The sequence below is a fragment of the Micromonospora zamorensis genome (genome assembly GCF_900090275.1).
GTDB lineage: Bacteria > Actinomycetota > Actinomycetes > Mycobacteriales > Micromonosporaceae > Micromonospora > Micromonospora zamorensis.
Map to the genome: position 1 here is coordinate 5,992,125 of NZ_LT607755.1, position 20,501 is coordinate 6,012,625.

A 20,501-nucleotide genomic window follows, 5' to 3' on the forward strand; every position below is an offset into this window, starting at 1 on the left:
CGCAGGCGTCAGCCGCCGGGCCGGCGCGCGACGCCGGGTCAGTCGGCCGGGCCGGTGCGCGAGGCAGGGCCAACCGCCGGGCCGGTGCGCGACGCAGGGCCAACCGCCGGACCGGCGCGCGACGCAGGCGTCAACCGCCGGACCGGCCTGACGTCGACGGTGAGCCGCCGACCAGCGCCTCGCCGACCAGGGCTTCGTCGACCAGCGCCGCGACGGCGTCCGGCGACCAGGCGTCCGCCACGCCGGGCCGGCCAGCCAGATAGCTCGCGATCCGCTCGGCTGGCCAGCCGTGCGACTCGCGCAGGCCTCGGGCGATCATGCCGAGGTAGGTCGGCGCGGGTGGCCGACACCGCACGCCGGACGCGCCCTCGGGTGCGGTGAAGGTGAGCATCGGGACGCCGCTGCGGCTGCCGGGGCAGACCAGCGTCTCGTACCGTCCGGGGCCGAGCGTCGCCCGCCCGTTGGCGACGGCGGCGTCGATGGCCGCGCCGGTCGCCGGGATGAGGTCGGTGGTGTCATCCACTGGGCGGTACATCTCCTGTGCCGCGATGTCGGTGAACTGCTCCAGGGTGACCAGGTAGGCGCGTGCGGCGGCCTCGCCCGGCAGGTGCGGGTCGTAGAAGGCCATCCCGCCGGTCCAGGCGCCGGACTCGCCGGCGAAGTAGATGCCGCCGGGCAGCGACACCGGCACCGACCGGCTCGGTGGGCGTCGGTCCCGGCAGCCCGGGTACGTCCGCTTTCCGCCGGGCGGGCAGCCTCCCCCGATGTACCACGCCAGCCGGGTGGCGTGCATGTTCGAGCCGTACGCGACGTACCAGACCTTCATGAGGGGTGCCGTCAGAAGCCGCCGGTCTGGCCGGCGGCGTGGCTCACCTGCACGGTGTGTGTCACGCAGCCGCCCGCCTCGACCAGGTGCAGCAGGAAGGCGGTCGGCTCGTCGACCCAACCGAACTGCTCGTCGGCGCTCATGGTGAGCGCGCTCTGCCTCCAGGTGCTGGGCGCCACGGTGAGCACCGTGCCCGCGTACGCCGTGGTGACCGCGCGGTGCAGGTGGCCGGCGGCTACCCGGACGACGTGCGGGTGCCGGCCGATCACCTCGGCGAGCGCGTCACCGTCGGCGAGCCGGATGGAGTCGGCCGCGGGGAAACCGACAGCGACCGGAGGATGGTGCAGGCAGACCACGGCGGGCACCTCGGGTCGCCCGGCCAGCACCCCGTCGAGCCAACCGAGCTGCTCTTCGCCGAGTTGGCCGCCGTCGCTGCCGGTGACGAGCGAGTCGAGCACCACGACCGTCGCCGCCTCGTGGTCGACGTGGTAGTAGGCGGAGAAGCCGCCGCCGAGCCACGGCGTACCCCCGAAGGCGTCGAGCAGCGACTCCCGGTCGTCATGGTTGCCGGGAACGAGGTGCACCGGCAGCGGGAACCGGCCGATCAGCTCGCGCAGTGCCGCGTACTCGTCGGGTCGTCCGTGGTCGACCAGGTCACCGGTGATCACCACGCAGTCCGGTCGGGGCCGCAACGCGAGCACCCGGCCGAGCGCACGGTGCAGCCCCGCGGTCGGTGCGGCGGCGAGCAGGCCGGTGGTCAGGTGCGGGTCACTGAGCTGGGCGATGATCATGGGTCGCTCCTCCGCGCCGGGATCTCCACGCTATCGCCGGTCACCGTTTCGCGTTGCCCGCGACCGGGACCCACAGCGCGAAGCCGCAAGCCAGAAGCCCACAGGCTGCGTCCACAGGCTGTGGATAGAACATGTGTACGACGTCAGTCGACTCTCAGCAGCCGGAAGTACGCTTGATCGCGCGGCTCGGCGACGCCGGGCTCCTCCCCTACCTGGAACGACGTGCGAGTGGATCATCAGCGAGTCATCCGTGACGTCACCGTCCGCCTGCCGATGGCGTCGAGCACGCCGGAGGCCTGTCGGTGGACGGTCAGCGCGCTGTCCCGCCACACCCCGGCGACCATCTCCGTACTGCTCGCGGTCCACGACCGCCTGCGCTGCGTCGCGGCGACCGGCGCCTGGCAGGTCTTCGCGACCGTGCCGGCGCGGACCGGCATCGTCGGCCGGGTGTACGACACCGGCACCCCCGCTGTCGTCCCGGACGTCACCGTCGACCCGGACTACCTACCGGTACGCCCGGACGTGACCGCCGAGCTGTGCGTACCGGTGCTGGATCCGACGGGCCGGGCGATCGGCGTCCTCGACCTGCAGTGGAGTGAGCCGATCGACCTGGAGCCGTGGCGGGAGACCACGCAACAGCTTGCCGACCAGCTCGGCGCGCGGATCGCCGCCCTCGGTGGCCCACCGGCGGAGAGCCGCAGCGAGAAGCTGCTCCGGCACGCTGCCGCCCTCTCCACCGCACCGACCGAGGCGGACGTACTGGGCGTGGCGGCCTGCGCCGCGCGCGAGGTCTCCGGCCTCTCCACAGCGGTGCTGCTGATCGCGGGGCAGCTCGGCGCACCTCCGGCGGTCCCGAGCGACCTGGAGACCCGGATTCGCGCCGAGCTGACCGAGTCGGGTCCGGCCGCACTGGTCCGGATGGTCGACCGGGCGCACCGGTACGGCGCGGGGTACACGCTGGGCGAGGCCGGGCACCCTCCGACCGAGGACTATCGACCGCTGACCGGGGCGGGGGTGCGCACGCTGGTCGCCGTTCCGGTCGGGCCGCCGGACGCCGGCGGGGTGCTGCTGGTCGCCGACGAACGCGCACTGCGCCCGGACCCGACCACGGTCAGCCTGATGGAACTGCTCGCCGGGCAGGCCTGGACGAGCCTGGACCGGCTGCGCACCCTGGCCCGGCTGCGCGAGCAGGCCAGCTCCGACCCGCTGACCGGGTTGCGGCACACCGGCCCGTTCGGGCAGCGGATCGCGGCGGCCACCCCGGGGCGTACGGCCCTGCTGGCGATCGACGTGGACGGCTTCAAGACCGTCAACGACACGTACGGCCACCAGGCCGGCGACCGGGTGCTGGTCGGGTTGGCCCGGGCGCTGGAGGGGGCGCTGCGCCACGGTGACGAGCTGTACCGGATCGGCGGCGACGAGTTCGTCGCGGTGATCGAGGTGAGCCGCCCCGAGGAGGCGGTCCGGATCGCCGAGCGGCTGACCGAGGCGGCCCGGCGAGTCGGCCGCACGATCAGCGTGGGCGTCGCGCTACCCCGCCCCGGCGAAACTCCCGACCGCACTCTGAAAAGAGCCGACCAGGCCCTGTACGCGGTGAAACGCCAAGGCCGAGACGGAGTCCACCTCTCCGCCGCGTAACCCAACCCCCACCCCGTCGATCATGCAGTTGTGGTGGGGACATTTGCCGCTGCCGGTGTTGAAGCGCCCACCACAACTCCATGATCGACCCCGCAAGAGGGCGGGGCCGAGGGAGTCGCTGGTTAGGGGGTGCGGAGTTCCTTGGCTAGGAGCTCGGCGATCTGGGCCGTGTTGAGGGCAGCGCCCTTGCGGAGGTTGTCGCCGGTCACGAAGAAGTCGAGGGCGCGGGGGTCGTCCAGGGCACGGCGGATCCGGCCGACCCAGGACGGGTCGGTGCCGACGGCGTCGATCGGCATCGGGAACTCCCCGGCGGCGGGGTCGTCGACAAGGATCACCCCGGGCGCGTTGCGCAGCGCCTCGCGGGCGCCCTCGGCGTCCACCTCGGTGGCGAAGACCGCGTGCACGGCCACCGAGTGGGCGGTGACGACCGGCACCCGGACACAGGTGGCGGACACCTTGAGGTCGGGCAGGCCGAGGATCTTCCGCGACTCGTTGCGGATCTTCATTTCCTCCGACGACCAGCCACCGTCTGCGGGCGAGCCGGCCCACGGCACCACGTTGAGCGCCATGGGGGCCGGGAACGGGCCCAGGTCGTCGCCGACCGCCTGCCGCACGTCGCCGGTGCGCGAGCCCAGCGCCCGATCGCCGGCGACCTTGGCGAGCTGGTCGTGCAGGATGTCGACGCCGGACTTGCCCGCGCCGGAAACCGCCTGGTACGAGGCGAGCACGAGCTCCCGTAGGCCGTACTCGCGGTGCAGCGGCGCGACCGCGACGATCATCGCGAGGGTGGTGCAGTTGGCGTTGGCGATGATGCCCCGGGGCCGGTTGCGGACCTGCTCGGGGTTGATCTCGGGCACGACAAGCGGGACGTCCCGGTCCATCCGGAACGCGCCGGAGTTGTCGACCGCGATCGCCCCTCGGGAGACGGCGATCGGTGCCCACTCGGCGGAGACCTCGTCGGGCACGTCGAACATCGCCACGTCGACCCCGTCGAATGCCTCGGGGGTCAGCGCCTGGACGACCATCTCCTCGCCCCGGCAGCGCACCCGGCGCCCGACCGAGCGTTCGGAGGCGAGCAGCCGGATCTCACCCCAGACGTTGCGACGCCCGGTGAGCAGCTCACACATCACGGTGCCGACGGCACCGGTCGCTCCGACCACTGCGAGGGTGGGCAGCGCCGTCATCGGCGCTACCTACCCGTCCCCGCGTAGACCACGGCTTCGGTGTCGCCGCCCAGCTCGAACGCGTCGTGGATGGCGCGGACGGCGGCGTCGAGGTCGGTGTCCCGGCAGACCACGGAGACCCGGATCTCGGACGTGGAGATCATCTCGATGTTGACCCCGGCCGCGCCGAGCGCGGCGAAGAACCCGGCGGCCACGCCGGGGTGCGAGCGCATGCCGGCACCGATCAGCGAGACCTTGCCGACGTGGTCGTCGTAGAGCAGGCCCTTGAACTTGACCGGCTCCTGGATCTTGCTGAGCGCGGCCATCGCGGTCGGGCCGTCGGTCTTGGGCAGGGTGAACGAGATGTCCGTCCGGCCGGTGCCCTCGGTGGAGACGTTCTGCACGATCATGTCGATGTTGATCTCGGCGCCGGCGACCGTGTCGAAGATCCGCGCGGCGGCACCCGGCTCGTCGGGCACCCCGACGATCGTGATCTTGGCTTCGCTGCGGTCGTGCGCGACTCCGGTGATCAGTGCCTGCTCCACGGAAAGGTCCTCCATCGATCCGGTGACCATCGTGCCGGTGTTGGTCGAGTATGACGAACGGACGTGGATCGGCAACCCCGCCCGCCGGGCGTATTCCACGCTACGCAGGTGCAGAACCTTCGCGCCGCACGCGGCCAGCTCCAGCGTCTCCTCGTAGGTGATGTGCTTGATGTGCCGGGCGTTGGGCACGATCCGAGGGTCGGCGGTGAAGATGCCGTCGACGTCGGTGTAGATCTCGCAGACGTCGGCGTGCAGGGCTGCGGCGAGCGCCACGGCGGTGGTGTCCGAGCCGCCCCGGCCCAGGGTGGTGACGTCCTTGGTGTCCTGGGAGACGCCCTGGAAGCCGGCCACGATGACCACCGAGCCCTCGTCGAGCGCGCCCTTGAGGCGCCCGGGGGTGACGTCGATGATCCGCGCGCGGCCGTGCACCGAGGTGGTGATCACGCCGGCCTGGGAGCCGGTGAACGAGCGGGCTTCGTACCCCAGGTTGTGGATGGCCATGGCGAGCAGCGCCATGGAGATCCGCTCCCCGGCGGTGAGCAGCATGTCCAGCTCGCGGCCCGGCGGCAGCGGGCTGACCTGGTTGGCCAGGTCGAGCAGCTCGTCGGTGGTGTCCCCCATCGCGGAGACCACCACCACCACGTCGTCGCCGGCCTTGCGGGCGGCGACGATGCGCTCGGCCACCCGCTTGATCCGCTCGGCGTTGGCGACGGAGGACCCGCCGTATTTCTGCACCACGAGTGCCACGACGGTGCACTCCCTCCCAGTAACCCTGAGCGTGCCGACGCCGCCGGAACCGGGGCCGGCGGCGCGTGTCAGACCCCTTGAGGGTATCCGGCGGGCAACGACGGCGGGTCAGGTGATCCCACCATCCGGCCCGCACGGGCCGGCGAGGGTCGGTCCCACCAGGTCGGGCGGTACGCGGGGAAGACCCCGTCCGACACGCCGGAACAAGCCCGGTACGCGTCGGCACCCACCAACGGCCCGCACCCACCAGAATGGGCCGGTGCCCGCCCTCATCCGCCCGACCGGCCGTGTGCTCGGGCCGCTCGTGATCGCCCTGCCAGCACTCCTGACTGCCTGCACCAGTGCGCAGCCCCCGAGCCCGATGCCCACGGAAACCGGGGCGGTCGAGGTGGAGGCGGCCGGGGACGAGCTGGCCGCACTGGCCGCGGCCGCCCAGGACCGCCACCTGGTGGCTCAGTACGTGTACAGCCGGGCGGGTAAACCGGACCGCACCATCGTCTTCACCAGCGCGAACGATGGCAGCTGGCGGGTCGACGTGCCGGGGGGTGCCCTGGGTGGCGCCGCCGACGTCTCGATGGCCGCCACGGCCGACGGGCTGTTCCAGTGCGCCCTGCCGTCGGTCGGCCGACCGGAGTCGGCGAGTTGCGTACGCCTCGGTGACCGCGACGACGCGATCCCGCGCCGGTCGGACCCCCGGATCCAGCATCCGCTCACCGACTGGCTGGACGTGCTCACCGACCGGCGCGCGCCGTTGGCGGTGGCCCCGGCCAGCGCGCCGGAGGGCGTCACCGGCACCTGTTACTCGGTGGAGTCCACCTCGGCGTCGCTCAACGCCCCGCTGGACGTGGGCATCTACTGCTACGACCGGGACGGCACGACGACCGGCGTGCGGACCGGAGCGGGGACGCTGCGGCTGGCCGCGCCACCCGGCCCGGCACCGGCCACCGTGCAACTCGCCGGGCCGGTGGTGGTCGACCGGGACCCGCTCGACACCGCAGCGCCGCCGACGCCTGACCCGTCGGACAGCCCGAGCGCGGGAACGTCCTGATCTTCGTCCCGTTACGGGTGCGTTTGACCACATTTTACAGGCCCGCCCTGAGTCGCGAATCACCCATACAGGACGATTCACGCCATGGCTGACCTGACCCCGCTGCTCGCCTACCGCTGGAGCCCCTGGGCCTTCGACCCCAGCGCCGAGCTGACCCCGGACGAGGCGGCCTCGCTGCTGGAGGCGGCGCGCTGGGCGCCCTCGGCGGAGAACCGGCAGCCCTGGCGGTTCGCCGTGGGCCACCGGGAAGACGAGACCTGGAAGCGCATCCTGATCAGCCTCCCGGGCAGCGACCAGGGATGGGCTCGACACGCGGCCACCCTGGTGGTCGGCGCACACACCGGCGGCGACGCCGAGCGGGCCGCGTACGACCTCGGTCAGGCGATCGCCCACCTGACGTTGCAGGCCACCGCGCTCGGCCTGCACGTGCGCCAGCTCACCCGCTTCGACCAGGCCGGCCTCGCGACCGAGCTCGACCTGCCCGGCGCCGTCCGTCCACTGGTGGTCGCCGCCGTGGGCCGGCTCGGGGACCCGTTCGCCCTCCCGCCCGACCTGCGCGCCCGGGAGATCGGCCTGCGCCGCCGTCGCCCGGTCGCCGACCTGCTGCTCGCCTGATCACCCAGGCGGGTCACCCTCCCCGGCTGGCCCGGAGCAGGACCCTCGCGGCGTCGCTGTTGCGATAGAGGACGTGCCGACCCTGTCGAGACCGGTGGACCAGCCCGGCGGCGTGCAGCGCGGCCAGGTGCTGGGAGACGTTTCCGGCGGACATCCCGGTGAGTCGGCCCAGGTCGGTGGTGGTGGTCGCCGTGTCGAGCCGGTGCAGCAGCGCGGCTCGCCCCGGGCCGATCACCCGTGCCAGCGGGTCGCCGGGCGGTGTGCCGGTCGCCTCCCAGAGCGTCCCGACCGCCCGGACCGGGTACGCGCCGGCCGGCAGTGAATCCTCCAGCAGGTTCCACAGCACATTCCGCCCGCTGAACACCGTCGGGTTCAGCGCCAACCCGCGACCGCGCAGGTCGAAGTCGCGCTCGAACGTGTCGTCGCTGATCACCCGGTCCCCGTGCCAACGCAGGCTCGGGTGGAGCTGCTCGAAGAATCGACCGGCGCCGCTCTCGGCGAGCTGCGCGGCCCGGTACGCCACGTCGGCGTCGAGCAGCGCCCGCATCCGCGGCCAGTCCGGGGCGATCGCCTCGTCGTACCAGACACGCACCGCGTCGACGACCTGCGGCAGCAGCCCGCCGGGGTCGGCGAGCAGCGCCTGCCCGAACGGATTGAGCGGCCGGCGCGGGGTGGTCGCCAGCAGGTCCTGGACCACCACGGCCGGTGGGGTCGCCGCAATCTGGTCGAGCTGCTCGGCCATCTCCACGTTCGGCCGGGCGGCCGGGGTGAGGAAGTCGGGCAACCAGCGCCCCCGCCCGACCAGGTGCGTCAGCGGTCCGACCCGGTCGGCCACCTCGGGACGACGCAGAGTCACCCGGGCCCGGTCGATCCAGGGCAGGTGCACCGCGTAACGGACCGGGCTGGCCAGCGCCCACATGCTCATGACCGTCTCGTTGACCGGCGACACGGCGAGGCGCACTCGCGCCACGTCGGCCAGACTGAACCGCAATTCGGACATGCCACCCCCGGCGCAGGATTTGACTCAGCCTAAAAGGCTCGACCGAGGCCGTGGGGGCACGGTTCACTGCCGGCCATGGGGGCCAGAGAAACCATCCGTACCGCTGTCCGAAACGTCGTACCGCCGGCCGGGCTGACCCGCGCCCTGGCCGTGCAGGCGATGGTCTACGCCGTCGGCAGCGGCCTGTTCCACGCCGGCAGCGCCGTCTTCTTCACCCGGGCGCTGGGGCTCAGCGCCGCCCAGGTCGGGCTGGGGCTGTCCATCGCGGCGGGAGTGTCGCTGCTGGGCACGGTGCCGCTGGGCGGGCTCACCGACCGGTACGGACCGCAGCGGGTCTGGATCGTCGGGCTGGTGCTGAACGCGGCGCTCTTCGCGACCTACCCGTTCGTGGGCGGCTTCGCCGGGTTCCTCGCCGTGGTGGTGGCGCTGGCCGCCGTGGAAGCCGCGAGCGGCGTGGCCGTGCAGGTCTACTCGATCAACGCGCTTCCCCCGGAAGAACGGGTCACGGCGATGGCGTACCAGCGCTCGTCGCTGAACGTCGGCTTCGGGCTGGGAGCGGTGATCAGCGGCCTGGTGCTGGCGGTGGACACCATCGAGGCGTACCGGGGAATGGTGTGGTTCATCTCGATGGTCTTCCTGGTCACGGCTCTCTTCGTGCGGCGACTGCCCCGGCTGCCGCAGGTGGCCCGACCAACGGAGCCGATGAGTCGCCTCGCCGTGCTGCGGGACCGCCCGTTCATGGCGGTGTCCCTGCTCTCCGGGTTGCTCACCGCGCACCAGACGCTCTACCTGACGGTGATGCCGCTGTGGATCCTCACCCACACCGACGCCCCGAAGACGATCATCGCCGGGCTGGTGCTGCTCAACACGGTCCTGATCGTGCTGCTCCAGGTACGCGTCAGCCGGGGCGCCGACACCGCGTCGGGCGCGGCTCGGGCCTCTCGCCGGGGCGCCCTGCTGATCGCCCTGTTCTGTCTGGTCCTGCCGATCTCCGGGCTGACCCGGGGCGCGCTCACCGTGGTGGTGCTGGTGGCCGCCGCGACGGTGCTGATCCTGGCCGAGCTGATCGAGTCGGCGGGCGCCTGGGGCCTCACCGCCACCCTGCCGCCGGCCGACCAGCGCGGCGCGTACGTGGGGGCGTTCCGGCTCGGCTCCCAGGTGCAGTACCTGATCGCCCCGGTCGGTCTGACCGCGCTCGGGGTGACCACCGGCGGGTGGGGATGGTTACCGGCCGCAGCGATCTTCGTGCTGGTCGGGCTGGCGATCGTACCCGTGGTGGGTTGGGCCGGGCGGACACCGCGGCTGGGTGCTGCGGCGCCGGAGCGGACCATGACGCCGGTCCCATAGTCCGGACCTACCTTCCCACCCCCCGTTTCATCACGTAGGGTGACCTGGTCATGTGGCAGGCGCTTGTTCTCCTTAGCCGCCGCGACGAGGCCTGACCGGCCGGCACCTCGTCGCGGAGTCGCATCGCGCCGTCCAGCACATCCGATCTTCTTCTCGGCACCGCCGCGCACCGTTGCCCGGCATCTCGCCGACACCTTCCGATCTGCTGACGCCACATGTTCCAGGGAGCACTCTGAGATGGCTCAACCTGTCACCGATGCCGAGACCGATCCGTTCGCTCGGCAACGCCCGAGCCGGATGCCGTACCACCGCTACCAGCCCTACCGGGAGCAGTTCCGGGTCGAGCTGCCGGACCGCAGCTGGCCCACCCGCACCGTCGAGGCGGCCCCACGGTGGTGCGCGGTGGATCTCCGCGACGGCAACCAGGCACTGATCGACCCGATGTCGCCCGAGCGCAAGCGGCGGATGTTCCAGCTGCTGGTCCAGATGGGCTACAAGGAGATCGAGGTCGGCTTCCCGTCAGCCAGCCAGACCGACTTCGACTTCGTCCGGCAGCTCATCGAACAGGACATGATCCCGGACGACGTGACCATCCAGGTGCTCACGCAGTGCCGGGAGCACCTCATCGAGCGGACCTTCGAGTCGCTGCGGGGCGCGAAGCGGGCCATCGTGCACTTCTACAACTCGACCTCCACCCTCCAGCGTCGAGTGGTCTTCGGCCTGGATCGGGACGGCATCTCCGACATCGCCACGACCGGCGCTCGGCTCTGCCAGAAGTACGCGGAGATCCACACTCCGGACACCGACATCTTCTACGAGTACTCGCCGGAGTCGTACACGGGCACCGAGCTGGAGTACGCGCTGGAGGTCTGCTCCCGGGTGATCGACGTGATCGACCCGACGCCGGACCGGCCGCTGATCATCAACCTGCCGGCCACCGTCGAGATGGCCACCCCCAACGTGTACGCCGACTCGATCGAGTGGATGCACCGGCACCTGCCGCGCCGCGACAGCGTGATCCTGAGCCTGCACCCGCACAACGACCGGGGCACCGGGGTGGCCGCCGCCGAGCTGGGCCTGCTGGCGGGCGCGGACCGGATCGAGGGCTGCCTGTTCGGCAACGGCGAGCGCACCGGCAACGTGGACCTGGTGACGCTGGGGCTCAACCTCTTCTCCCAGGGCATCGACCCGATGATCGACTTCTCGAACATCGACGAGATCCGGCGCGCCGTTGAATATTGCAACCAACTGCCGGTGCACGAGCGCCACCCGTACGCGGGCGACCTGGTCTACACCGCCTTCTCCGGCTCCCACCAGGACGCCATCAAGAAGGGCTTCGACGCCCTGGCGGCCGACGCGAAGGCTGCCGGCGTACCGGTGGACGAGCAGACCTGGGCAGTGCCGTATCTGCCGATCGACCCGAAGGACCTGGGCCGCACCTACGAGGCGGTCATCCGGGTCAACTCGCAGTCCGGCAAGGGCGGCGTCGCGTACATCATGAAGAGCGAGCACCAACTGGACCTGCCGCGGCGGCTCCAGATCGAGTTCTCCGGGGTGGTGCAGCAGGTCACCGACCACGATGGTGGCGAGGTCGACCCGGGCGCCATGTGGGAGATCTTCGCGACGCACTACCTGCTCGACCACCAGCCCGACCCGGCCGTCCGGTTGTCCAGCTACACGATCGGCACGATCGACGGCAAGGTCGAGATCGAGGCCCAGGTCGGCGTGGGCGACGAGCAACGCTCGCTCACCGCGGTCGGCAACGGCCCGATCGACGCGTACGTGAACGCGCTGCACTCGATCGGCGTGGGCGTGCGCGTGCTCGACTACCACGAGCACGCGCTCTCCTCGGGTGGGGACGCGCAGGCCGCCGCGTACGTGGAGTGCGAGGTGGACGGTCGGACGGTCTGGGGTGTCGGCACCGACGCCAACATCGTCACCGCCTCGATCAAGGCGGTCACCAGCGCCGTCAACCGCGCCCGCCGCTGACCTACGCGCGACACCCCCGGAGCAGCTACTTCGGGGGTGTCGCGGCGGGCATCGAGTGGCAGGGCTGCGACGGCGGGGCTGCCCGAGGCGGTCGGTGGACCAGCACGAGGGCCAGCACCGCCCCGGCCACGAGCAGGCCGGCGCACCATTCCATCGCGCCCCGGAACGCGTCGGTCAGCTCGGCCTTCTGCTCGTACCCACCGCCGGACAGGCCGACCAGCAAAGGCAGCGCCGCCACCGCGAGCAGACCACCGGCCCGGGACGCCGCGTTGTTGAAGCCGCTGGCGACCCCGGAGAACCGGTCCTGCACGGCGGCCAGCACCGACGCGGTCAGTGGTGCCACGACCAGGGTCAGCCCGATGCCGAAGAGCAGCACCCCGGGCAGCACGTCGGTCCAGTACGACGCGCCCGGTCCCACGCCGCGCAGCAGCAACAGACCGATCGCGGCCACCACCGGTCCGATGGCCAACGGCAGCCGGGGGCCGATCCGGGCCGACAACGCTCCGGCTCGGGCCGACCCGACCAACAGCAGCAGGGTCATCGGCAGCAGCGCGATGCCGGTGCGGAAGGCCGACCACTCGACCACGTTCTGCAGGTAGACGGCGAAGAAGAAGGTGAAGCCGCCGAGCGCCGCGTAGACGACCACTGTGAAGATGTTCAGCACCGAGAAGAGCCGACTGCTGAACAGCCCGGTGGGCAGCATCGCGGCGTCGCCGCGCCGCCGTTCCAACAGGACGAAGGACACCGCCGACAGCACTCCGACCAGTGCCGCGATCAGCACCGGCGCGGAGTCGAAGCCGCGCGCCGGTGCGTCGATCAGGGCGTACGTGACACCGGCGAGCGCGAGTGCTCCGAGCAGGGCTCCCGCGACGTCGAACCGCCGTCGGGTCCGCCCCGGGTCTTCGGTCCGGGAGGCGCTCTCGTCCCGGCTCTCCGGCACCCAGTGCATCGCGGCCAGCACCACCAGCACGGCGATCGGCAGGTTGAGGAAGAAGATCCAACGCCAGGAGAGCGCGTCGATCAGCCAGCCACCGATGAACGGGCCGAGCGCTGTGGACACCCCGGACAGTCCGGCCCAGGCGCCGATCGCCCGGCCCCGGTCGTCCGGGTGGAAGCTGGCCTGGAGCACCGACAGCGACCCGGGTGTGAGCAACGCCCCGCCGGCTCCCTGGAGGAAACGGGCCGCGATCAGCCAACCGGTGCCCTGGGCCAGCCCGCACAGCACGGACGCGGCGGTGAACCAGACCACGCCGATGAGGAAGATGCGTCGCCGGCCGAAGCGGTCCCCGAGTGCGCCGCCGAGCAGCACGAAAGCCGCCAGCATCAGCAGGTAGCCGTTGATGGTCCACTGGAGATCGGCCACGTTCGCGCCGAGATCCTGCCCGAGTTTCGGCAGCGCCACGTTGACGACAGTGCTGTCGAGGAAGACCATGCCTGAGGCGAGTACGGCGGCGAGCAGCGTCCCACGGCCGGCGGCGGTGCCCATTCGGAGGGCAGGCGCCGGTACGGGTGCGGTCATCCCACCAATCTGCCCTGCCTGATGTGGGAGACGCCACGAAATGCCAAAACCATCCCCGGGTACTGTGCGCAATCGCCGGGAGACCGCAAGCTGGAGAGGTGTCGTCTGTGCGTACCACATCAGGACCGCGAGCGGCGGTGATCGCGCTCGCCGCGACGCTGACGCTCGGCGTGGCCGGTTGCGTCCCGCAGGACGAGCCGGACACTCCGCCGTCGAGCGGCGGCGGCAATGCCGTGCAGCAGCTCGGCCAGCTCACCGTCGCCACCGCAGGCTCGATGAAGGGCTACAGCCGGGACCACTTCCCGCACTGGCGGGACACCGGCAAGAACTGCGACGTGCGGGACAGCATCCTCCAGCGCGACGGCAAGGACGTGAAACTCTCCGGCTGCAACGTGGTCGGTGGTCGCTGGGAGAGCGTGTACGACGGCCGCAGCGCCGCCGATCCCGCCGATGTGGACATCGACCACATGGTGCCGTTGGCCAACGCGTGGCGCTCGGGTGCCGACGAGTGGGACGACCGCAAGCGCGGCGACTTCGCCAACGACACGACACGCCCGCAGCTCATTGCGGTTTCGGCGTCCTCGAACCGGTCAAAGGGTGACCAGGACCCCTCGCAGTGGAAGCCGGCGAACCGTGAGTACTGGTGCAAGTACGCTGAGAGCTGGGTGACGGTCAAGCACTACTGGCGGCTGACGGTGACCACCGCCGAGAAGGCTGCCCTGACCGACATGTTGGAGGGCTGCACAGTGGGGAGTGAATCGTGACCGCCGCCGAGGAGAGCGCTGGCACCGGCCCGGCCGCCGCCGGCATGACCGCGGACGGCACCGCCGAGACCCCCGCCGCCGTGCCGGGTGCCGGCATGGTCGCGGATGCGGGCGGGGCCGCTGGCCCGCAGAGCCGCACCACCGACATCGTGCCCGGCCCAGGCGGGGTGATGACCGACGAGGTCGGCGTCGTCACCGGCGACCTGACCCTGCGAACCGAGTACGCGGACGGCAAGGTCACCCTGCGGGTGCAGTACAAGGACGCCGACGAGTGGTATGTGGTCACCGGCGCGTCGGTGGCGTTGGCCGACCCGGCGGGTCTGGACGCGGTGCACGGCGTCGCGGTGGGCCTGCTCAACCGCCCGGAGGGCTGAGCAGCTCCGACGTCGCCGGCACCGCGTCCAGTCTCAGACGTACGAGCCGGGCTCGGTGGGCGCGGAGACCACGGCCGGCGCGTCCCCCTCGCCCTCGGGGCGGACGATCTGCGCGCTGACCCCGTGCGGGCGCAGCTCGCCGCTGGCGATCTGCTCGGCCCAGTGGCAGGCCACCCGGCTGACACCGATGTCCCGCAGCACGGGCCGCTCGTCCGCGCAGCGGGTGGGCTGTGCCCACGGGCAGCGCGTGTGGAAACGGCAGCCGGACGGCGGGTTGGCCGGCGACGGCAGGTCACCGGCGAGCAGGATCCGCTCCCGACGGTCCTCCACGTCCGGGTCCGGCACCGGCACCGCGGACATCAACGCCCGGGTGTACGGGTGCAGCGGCTCGTTGTAGAGACGGTCGCTCGGTGCCTCCTCGACCAGCGCGCCCAGGTACATGACGCCGACGGTGTCGGAGATGTGCCGGACCACCGCGAGGTCGTGCGCGATCACCAGGTAGGTCAGCCCCAGGCTGTCCTGGAGTTCGTCGAGCAGGTTGACGACCTGGGCCTGGATCGACACGTCGAGTGCCGAGACCGGCTCGTCGGCAACGATCAGCTCCGGCCCGAGCACCAGCGCCCGGGCGATGCCGATGCGCTGCCGCTGCCCGCCGGAGAACTCGTGCGGATAGCGGGACAACGCCCAGCGGGGCAGCCCCACCGCGTCCAGGGTCTCCCCGATGATCCGCCTGCGGTCGGTGCGGTCGGCGCCGATCCCGTGGGTCTGGAGGCCCTCGGTCAGGATCGACTCGACGTTCTGCCGCGGGTCGAGGCTGGACATCGGGTCCTGGAAGATCATCTGCATCCGGCGACGCATGCTGCGCAGCTTGCCGGGCGCCAGCGTGGTCAGCTCGACGCCGTCGAAGCTCACCTCGCCCGCGGTCGGCGGGGTGAGCTGGAGCAGCGCCCGACCGAGCGTGGACTTACCGCAGCCGGACTCGCCGACCAGGCCGTACGTCTTTCCACGCGCGATGCTCAGGTCGACCCCGTCGACGGCCTTCACGTGGCCGACCACCCGGTCGAAGAGCACACCCCGCTTGATCGGGAAGTGCACCTTCAGGTCACGTACCTCGACGAGGATGTCGTTCTCGCTCACGCTGATTCCTCCTCGCGCGGGGCGGGCACCGTGCCGGGCACCGGCTCCGGGTTCACGCACCGGTAGCTACGTCCGTCGTACGCCTGCACCAGCTCCGGCGGCTCGCCCACGCACTCGTCGATCCGTCGGGAGCAGCGCGGAGCGAAGGCACAGCCGTCCGGCCAGGGCAGCAGGTCGCGGACCGAACCGGGGATCGGGTTGAGCTTCTCGCCCCGCCCGGCGTCCAGGCGCGGCACCGAGCCGAGCAGACCCACTGTGTACGGGTGCCGCGGCTGGCGGAACAGTGGACGACGGCGGGCCGTCTCCACCACCCGACCGCCGTAGAGCACGTTGACGGTGTCGACCATGCCGGCCACCACACCGAGATCGTGCGTGATCATCAGCAGCGCGGTGCCGGAGTCCCGGACCAGTTCCTTGAGCAGCTCCAGGATCTGGGCCTGGATGGTGACGTCCAGAGCGGTGGTCGGCTCGTCGGCGATGAGCAGCCGAGGCTGGCAGGCCACCGCCATCGCGATGAGCGCACGCTGGCGCATGCCACCGGAGAGCTGGTGCGGGTATTCCTTCAGCCGCCGCTTCGGGTCCGGGATGCCGACCCGGTCCAGCAGCTCCGCCGCCTCCTTGGCGGCGGCCGCACCCTTCATCCCCCGGTGCCGGGTCAGCACCTCGGTCACCTGCAACCCGATCGGGATCACCGGGTTCAGCGAGGAGAGCGGGTCCTGGAAGATCATCGCGATGTCCCGGCCACGGATGTCCCGCCGTGACCGGTCGTCGAGCTGGAGCAGGTCCGTGCCGTCGAAGACGGCCTTGCCGCCGACCCGGAGGCCGGGTTGCTTCGGCAGCAGACCCATGATCGCGAGCGAGGTGACGCTCTTGCCGCAGCCGGACTCGCCGACCAGGCCGACCACCTCACCGGCGTCGACCGAGAAGGACACCCCGTCGACCGCGTGCACGGCCCGCTGGCCGCGCCGGGCGAACGTGACGGACAGATCGTCAACTTCGAGCAGTGCCATTACCGGCCTTCCGTTCGCGACTGCGGGGCTCGCAAGCTCACTCCTCGCGCTTCACACATAGGGGCCTACTTCCGCAGCTTCGGGTCGAGGGCCTCACGCATCGCCTCACCGAGCAGGGTGAAGCCGAGCGCGGTGATGATGATCGCGACGGCCGGGTAGATCGCCAGCGACGGCCGGATACCGAGGTACTGCTGCGCGTCGGCGAGCATGACACCCCACTCCGGTACGGCCGTGTCCGGGTTGCCGAGGCCGAGGAACGAGAGCGCCGCAGCCTCGATGATCGCGGTGGCCAGGGTCAGCGTGGCCTGCACGATCACCGGGGCGAGCGAGTTCGGCACCACGTGGGTCAGCGCGATCTTCGACTTCTTGACACCGAGCGAGGTGGCCGCCAGCACGTAGTCGCTGTTGGCCTGGGAGATCATCGAGCCGCGCAGCAGCCGGGCGAACACCGGCACCGAGACCACGCCGACCGCGATCATCACGGTGGTCAGGCTGGCCCCGAGCAGGGCGGCGATGCTCACCGCGAGCAGCAGGCTCGGCATCGCCAGCAGCATGTCGATGAACCGCATCAGGGTCGTGTCGATCCAGCGCCCCCACCGGCCACCGAGACCGGCCGCGGCACCGGAGACGCCACCGATGACCGCGCCGATCGCCAGACCGATCAGGGTGGAGACCACACCGACGAGCAGGGTCTGGCGGGCACCCACGATCATCCGGCTGAACTCGTCACGGCCCTGGTGGTCGTAGCCGAACCAGTGGTCGCCGTTCGGGCCGGGAATGACACCAGGCTTGATCAGCCCTTCCCGGATGCCGATCGTGTCCGTCGCCGCGTACGGCACGAGGAACGGTCCGATGACCGCGACCAGCACGAAGAGCGCCAGGATGACGGCGCCGACGATCGCGGCCGGGTTGCCGCGCAGCCGGCGGAACGCCTCCTGCCAGAGGCTGACGCCACGCTCGTCGTCACGGGCGGCCAGTTCGGAGAGCCGGTCGATCTTCTCGCGCTTCTTGCCCGGGCTGAGTGTCATCGCACCCTCACCCTCGGGTCGATGAAGCTGTAGGAGAGGTCCACCAGGAGGTTCACCAGCACGTACACCACCGCGATGATCAGAATGAAGCCCATCAGCACCGGATAGTCGCGCTGGCCGATGGCCTCGGCGACGAATGCTCCGATGCCACTGAAGGCGAAGACGGTCTCGGTCAGCACGGCGCCGGAGAGCAGGCCGCCCGCGAGCAGACCGATCGAGGTGGCCACCGGCAGCATCGCGTTGCGCAGCACGTGCCGGCGACGGACCGTCTGCTCGGTCAGGCCCTTCGCCTCGGCGGTGCGCACGAAGTCCTCGTTGAGCACCTCCAGCACGCTCGCCCTGGTGATCCGGACGATGATCGCCAGCGGGATGCTGGCCAGCGCGATGGCGGGCAGCACCAGATGCCAGAGCGCATCGGCGGCGGCGTCCCACTCGCGGGTCATCAGGCCATCGAGGACGAAGAAGTTGGTGACCCGGGTCGCCTCCAGCGTCGGGTCCTGCCGGCCACTGGACGGGAACCAGTGCAGGTTCTCCGAGAAGATCGCCTTGAGCACGTAGCCCAGGAAGAAGACCGGGATGCAGATGCCGATCAGCGAACCGCCCACGGACGCGTGGTCCAGGAAACGGCCGCGACGGCGGGCGGCCAGGTAGCCCAGCGGGATGCCGATGCCGATCGCGATGATCATCGCGGTGATGGTCAGCTCGACGGTGCCGGGGAAGCGCTCGATGAACTCCGTGGTGACCGCCCGCTTGGTGGAGGTCGAGGTGCCCAGGTCGAGCTTGATCATCCGCCGGACGAACCGGCCGTACTGCACCAGGATGGGCTCGTCGAGCCCCATGTTGCGGCGGATGGCGGCACGCATCTCGGGCGTGCCGCGCTCGCCGAGGATGGCGGTCTCGGGGCCGCCGGGGAGCCGGCGGAGCCAAATGAAGAGCAGAAGGGAGAGCCCGAACAGCGTGGGTATCAGCTGAAGCAGGCGCCTGACGATGAACCGGAACACGGCGGCCTCGAAGGGGTGCGGAGGGTTGCGGGCGGGCGCTGTGCGACAGCGCCCGCCCGCGTTCCTTGCGTCAGATCAGGACTTACTTGAACTCGGCGGTGGCGAAGCGCTCGTCGGTGAGCGGGCTCGCCTTGACGCCGGTCACGTCCTTGCCGAACACGATCGCCGGCGGCGAGTGCGAGATCGGCACGCCGGGCAGGAACTCCATCACGGACTTGTTCAGGGCCTTGTACTTCTCGGTCCGGGCCGCGATGTCCGCGGTGGTGTCCGCGTCCTTGAACTGGTCGAACAGGGCCTTGTTGTTGAAGCCCCACTCGTCCTTCGGCCGGTCGAAGAAGGTGCCGATGAAGTTGTAGGCGTCGCCGTAGTCACCGGTCCAGCCCAGGAAGTGGATGTCGTGCTTGCTGCCCGAGGTGGTGGCGTTGAGGTAGTCCGGGCTCCACTTGAGCGGGATCGCCTCGACGGTGATGCCAACCGCCTTCAGGTCCGCCGACAGCAACTCGAAGATGTCCTTCGGGTTCGGCATGTACGGCCGGGTGACCTCGGTCGGGTAGTGGAACTTCAGCGTCAGGTTCGACGCGCCCGCCTCGGCCAGCAGCGCCTTCGCCTTGGCCGGGTCGTAGTTGTACTTCGGAACGTCGCCGCTCCAGCCCTCGACGGTGTCGGGCATGAAGTTCTCGGCGACCTTGGCGCCCGGGGGCAGCTTCGAGTCGACCAGCTGCTGACGGTTCAGCGCGTACGCGATGGCCTGCCGGACCCTCGGGTCGGCGAGCTTCGGGTTGCCCTTCTGGTTGATCGCCAGGTAGAGCACGTTGAACGCCGGGCGGGTGAGCATGTTGAAGCCCTCGCCCTTCAGCGGCTCGACGTCGGCCGGGCCAACCAGGTCGTAGCCCTGGATGTCGCCGGAGCGCAGCGCCTGCTTGCGGGCGTTCTCGTCCGAGATCGTCTTGAAGATCAGGGTCTTCAGCTTGGCCTTGGCGCCCGAGTAGTCCTCGTTGCGCTCCAGGGTCAGCGTCTTGTTGGCGACGTCCCAGGCCTTGAACTTGAACGGGCCGGTGCCGGTCGGGTGCGCCGTCGCGTACGCCGGGTACTTGATGTCCTCGGCGGTGCCCGCGACGTTGCTCGCGTCGAACTCCTGCAGCGCCTTCGGGCTGTGGATGGAGAACGAGGGGAGCATCAGCGCGGCCGGGATCTTGCTGGAGACCCGGGTGAACGCCAGGTCCACAGTGGTCGCGTCCTTGGCGGCGCACGACTTGAAGAGGCTCGTCGGCAGGTCTTCGCTCTCGTTCTTCGCGAAGCCACCCATGACGTCCTGCCAGTACGCGGTCACGTCCGGGCTCTGCATGAGGCCCTTGGCGTTGTACCAGCGGTTGAAGTTGACGCAGACGGCCTCGGCGTTGAAGTCGGTGCCGTCGTGGAACTTCACGCCCGAACGGAGCTTGAAGGTCCAGGTGGTGCCCGCGGCGTCCGGGGTCCAGGACTCGGCCAGGCCGGGGGTGACCTTCGTGCCACCCTCCTCCGGTCGGACCAGGGTCTCGAAGACCTGACGCGCCACACGCAGCGACTCACCGTCGCTGGCGAAGCTCGGGTCGAGCACCTTCGGGTCTCCGGCGACGCCGAAGACGAGGGTGTCCTTCTTGCTACCACCGGATTTGTCGTCGTCGCGGTTGCTCTCGGCGCAGCCTGCTACCGCGAGGGCCGCGACCGCGATGGCCGCGATCGCGACCTTCGGCCTGGGTGCACGCATGTGTGCTTCACCTCGTCCTTGGGGGTACGGACAACGTGGTGACAGGGGTCACCGATGGCGGTGACCATAGCTCCCGTTGCGTCCACCCGGAAACCGCCAGGTGGACGGTTGGTATCGGATCGTGCCTCAACCGCCGCTCGACATTCGATTCGAAGGTAAACGGCCCCAAAAACCGATCAATCTGCATCCGCGATGCCAAACTGTTACGTCGA

18 protein-coding genes are annotated in these 20,501 nt (G+C 70.8%); 7 read left to right on the top strand and 11 right to left on the bottom strand.

The annotated features are described in order from the left end of the window. Positions 1-130: 130 nt before the first annotated feature. Both GA0070619_RS26770 and GA0070619_RS26775 read right to left on the bottom strand, forming a co-directional pair. The gene (locus GA0070619_RS26770) at positions 131-826 is read right to left on the bottom strand and encodes a histone deacetylase (RefSeq protein WP_088950588.1); all 696 of its coding nucleotides are present in this window, start codon (positions 824-826) and stop codon (positions 131-133) included. Positions 827-837: 11 nt separating this feature from the next. Next, positions 838-1,617: a phosphodiesterase gene (locus tag GA0070619_RS26775; RefSeq protein WP_088950589.1), complete on the bottom strand. Its 780-nt coding sequence runs from the start codon at positions 1,615-1,617 to the stop codon at positions 838-840. 228 nt (positions 1,618-1,845) lie between these two features. Here GA0070619_RS26775 and GA0070619_RS26780 point away from each other — a divergent pair, with 228 nt between their 5' ends. After that, a complete protein-coding gene (locus tag GA0070619_RS26780) occupies positions 1,846-3,255 on the top strand; it encodes a GGDEF domain-containing protein (protein WP_088950590.1) in 1,410 nt (469 codons plus the stop codon). Positions 3,256-3,377: 122 nt separating this feature from the next. Here the strand turns inward: GA0070619_RS26780 and GA0070619_RS26785 are convergent, their stop codons facing one another. Next, the gene (locus GA0070619_RS26785; protein ID WP_088950591.1) at positions 3,378-4,439 is read right to left on the bottom strand and encodes an aspartate-semialdehyde dehydrogenase; all 1,062 of its coding nucleotides are present in this window, start codon (positions 4,437-4,439) and stop codon (positions 3,378-3,380) included. Between the two features lie 5 nt (positions 4,440-4,444). Further along, positions 4,445-5,710, bottom strand: coding sequence for an aspartate kinase (locus tag GA0070619_RS26790; protein ID WP_088950592.1), 1,266 nt, complete (start codon positions 5,708-5,710; stop codon positions 4,445-4,447). Positions 5,711-5,969: 259 nt separating this feature from the next. Here GA0070619_RS26790 and GA0070619_RS26795 point away from each other — a divergent pair, with 259 nt between their 5' ends. Then, on the top strand, positions 5,970-6,758 hold the full coding sequence (locus tag GA0070619_RS26795; protein WP_231927167.1) for a hypothetical protein: 789 nt from the start codon (positions 5,970-5,972) through the stop codon (positions 6,756-6,758). Positions 6,759-6,842: 84 nt separating this feature from the next. After that, entirely contained in the window at positions 6,843-7,373 is a 531-nt protein-coding gene (locus tag GA0070619_RS26800) for a nitroreductase family protein (RefSeq protein WP_088950593.1), read from the top strand. A 13-nt stretch (positions 7,374-7,386) separates the two neighbouring features. Here the strand turns inward: GA0070619_RS26800 and GA0070619_RS26805 are convergent, their stop codons facing one another. Beyond that, positions 7,387-8,373, bottom strand: coding sequence for an ArsR/SmtB family transcription factor (locus GA0070619_RS26805; protein WP_088950594.1), 987 nt, complete (start codon positions 8,371-8,373; stop codon positions 7,387-7,389). Between the two features lie 75 nt (positions 8,374-8,448). Here GA0070619_RS26805 and GA0070619_RS26810 point away from each other — a divergent pair, with 75 nt between their 5' ends. Beyond that, positions 8,449-9,720, top strand: a complete 1,272-nt coding sequence (locus tag GA0070619_RS26810; RefSeq protein ID WP_088950595.1) for an MFS transporter — start codon at positions 8,449-8,451, stop codon at positions 9,718-9,720. 237 nt (positions 9,721-9,957) lie between these two features. Further along, positions 9,958-11,709, top strand: a complete 1,752-nt coding sequence (gene leuA, locus GA0070619_RS26815) for a 2-isopropylmalate synthase (protein ID WP_088950596.1) — start codon at positions 9,958-9,960, stop codon at positions 11,707-11,709. Between the two features lie 25 nt (positions 11,710-11,734). Here leuA and GA0070619_RS26820 read toward each other — a convergent pair whose 3' ends face one another. Further along, positions 11,735-13,228, bottom strand: coding sequence for an MFS transporter (locus GA0070619_RS26820; protein ID WP_088950597.1), 1,494 nt, complete (start codon positions 13,226-13,228; stop codon positions 11,735-11,737). A gap of 107 nt (positions 13,229-13,335) precedes the next feature. On the opposite strand from GA0070619_RS26820, the gene GA0070619_RS26825 reads away from it, so the two are divergent. Next, positions 13,336-13,992, top strand: coding sequence for an HNH endonuclease family protein (locus tag GA0070619_RS26825; RefSeq protein ID WP_088950598.1), 657 nt, complete (start codon positions 13,336-13,338; stop codon positions 13,990-13,992). Then, positions 13,989-14,366 (top strand): hypothetical protein, encoded by a 378-nt coding sequence (locus GA0070619_RS26830; protein ID WP_357970681.1) that lies wholly within the window; start codon positions 13,989-13,991, stop codon positions 14,364-14,366. Before GA0070619_RS26825 ends, GA0070619_RS26830 begins: the two co-directional genes overlap by 4 nt. Positions 14,367-14,399: 33 nt before the next feature. Here the strand turns inward: GA0070619_RS26830 and GA0070619_RS26835 are convergent, their stop codons facing one another. The 5 genes from GA0070619_RS26835 to GA0070619_RS26855 form a co-directional block, all read right to left on the bottom strand. After that, entirely contained in the window at positions 14,400-15,503 is a 1,104-nt protein-coding gene (locus tag GA0070619_RS26835; protein WP_088950600.1) for an ABC transporter ATP-binding protein, read from the bottom strand. Further along, positions 15,500-16,513: an ABC transporter ATP-binding protein gene (locus GA0070619_RS26840; protein WP_088950601.1), complete on the bottom strand. Its 1,014-nt coding sequence runs from the start codon at positions 16,511-16,513 to the stop codon at positions 15,500-15,502. Before GA0070619_RS26840 ends, GA0070619_RS26835 begins: the two co-directional genes overlap by 4 nt. A 65-nt stretch (positions 16,514-16,578) precedes the next feature. Next, positions 16,579-17,541 (bottom strand): ABC transporter permease, encoded by a 963-nt coding sequence (locus tag GA0070619_RS26845; protein WP_088950602.1) that lies wholly within the window; start codon positions 17,539-17,541, stop codon positions 16,579-16,581. Next, a complete protein-coding gene (locus GA0070619_RS26850; protein ID WP_088950603.1) occupies positions 17,538-18,542 on the bottom strand; it encodes an ABC transporter permease in 1,005 nt (334 codons plus the stop codon). Before GA0070619_RS26850 ends, GA0070619_RS26845 begins: the two co-directional genes overlap by 4 nt. A gap of 82 nt (positions 18,543-18,624) precedes the next feature. Continuing rightward, complete coding sequence (locus GA0070619_RS26855) at positions 18,625-20,289, bottom strand: ABC transporter substrate-binding protein (RefSeq protein ID WP_088950604.1); 1,665 nt, start codon at positions 20,287-20,289, stop codon at positions 18,625-18,627. Positions 20,290-20,501 lie beyond the last annotated feature (212 nt).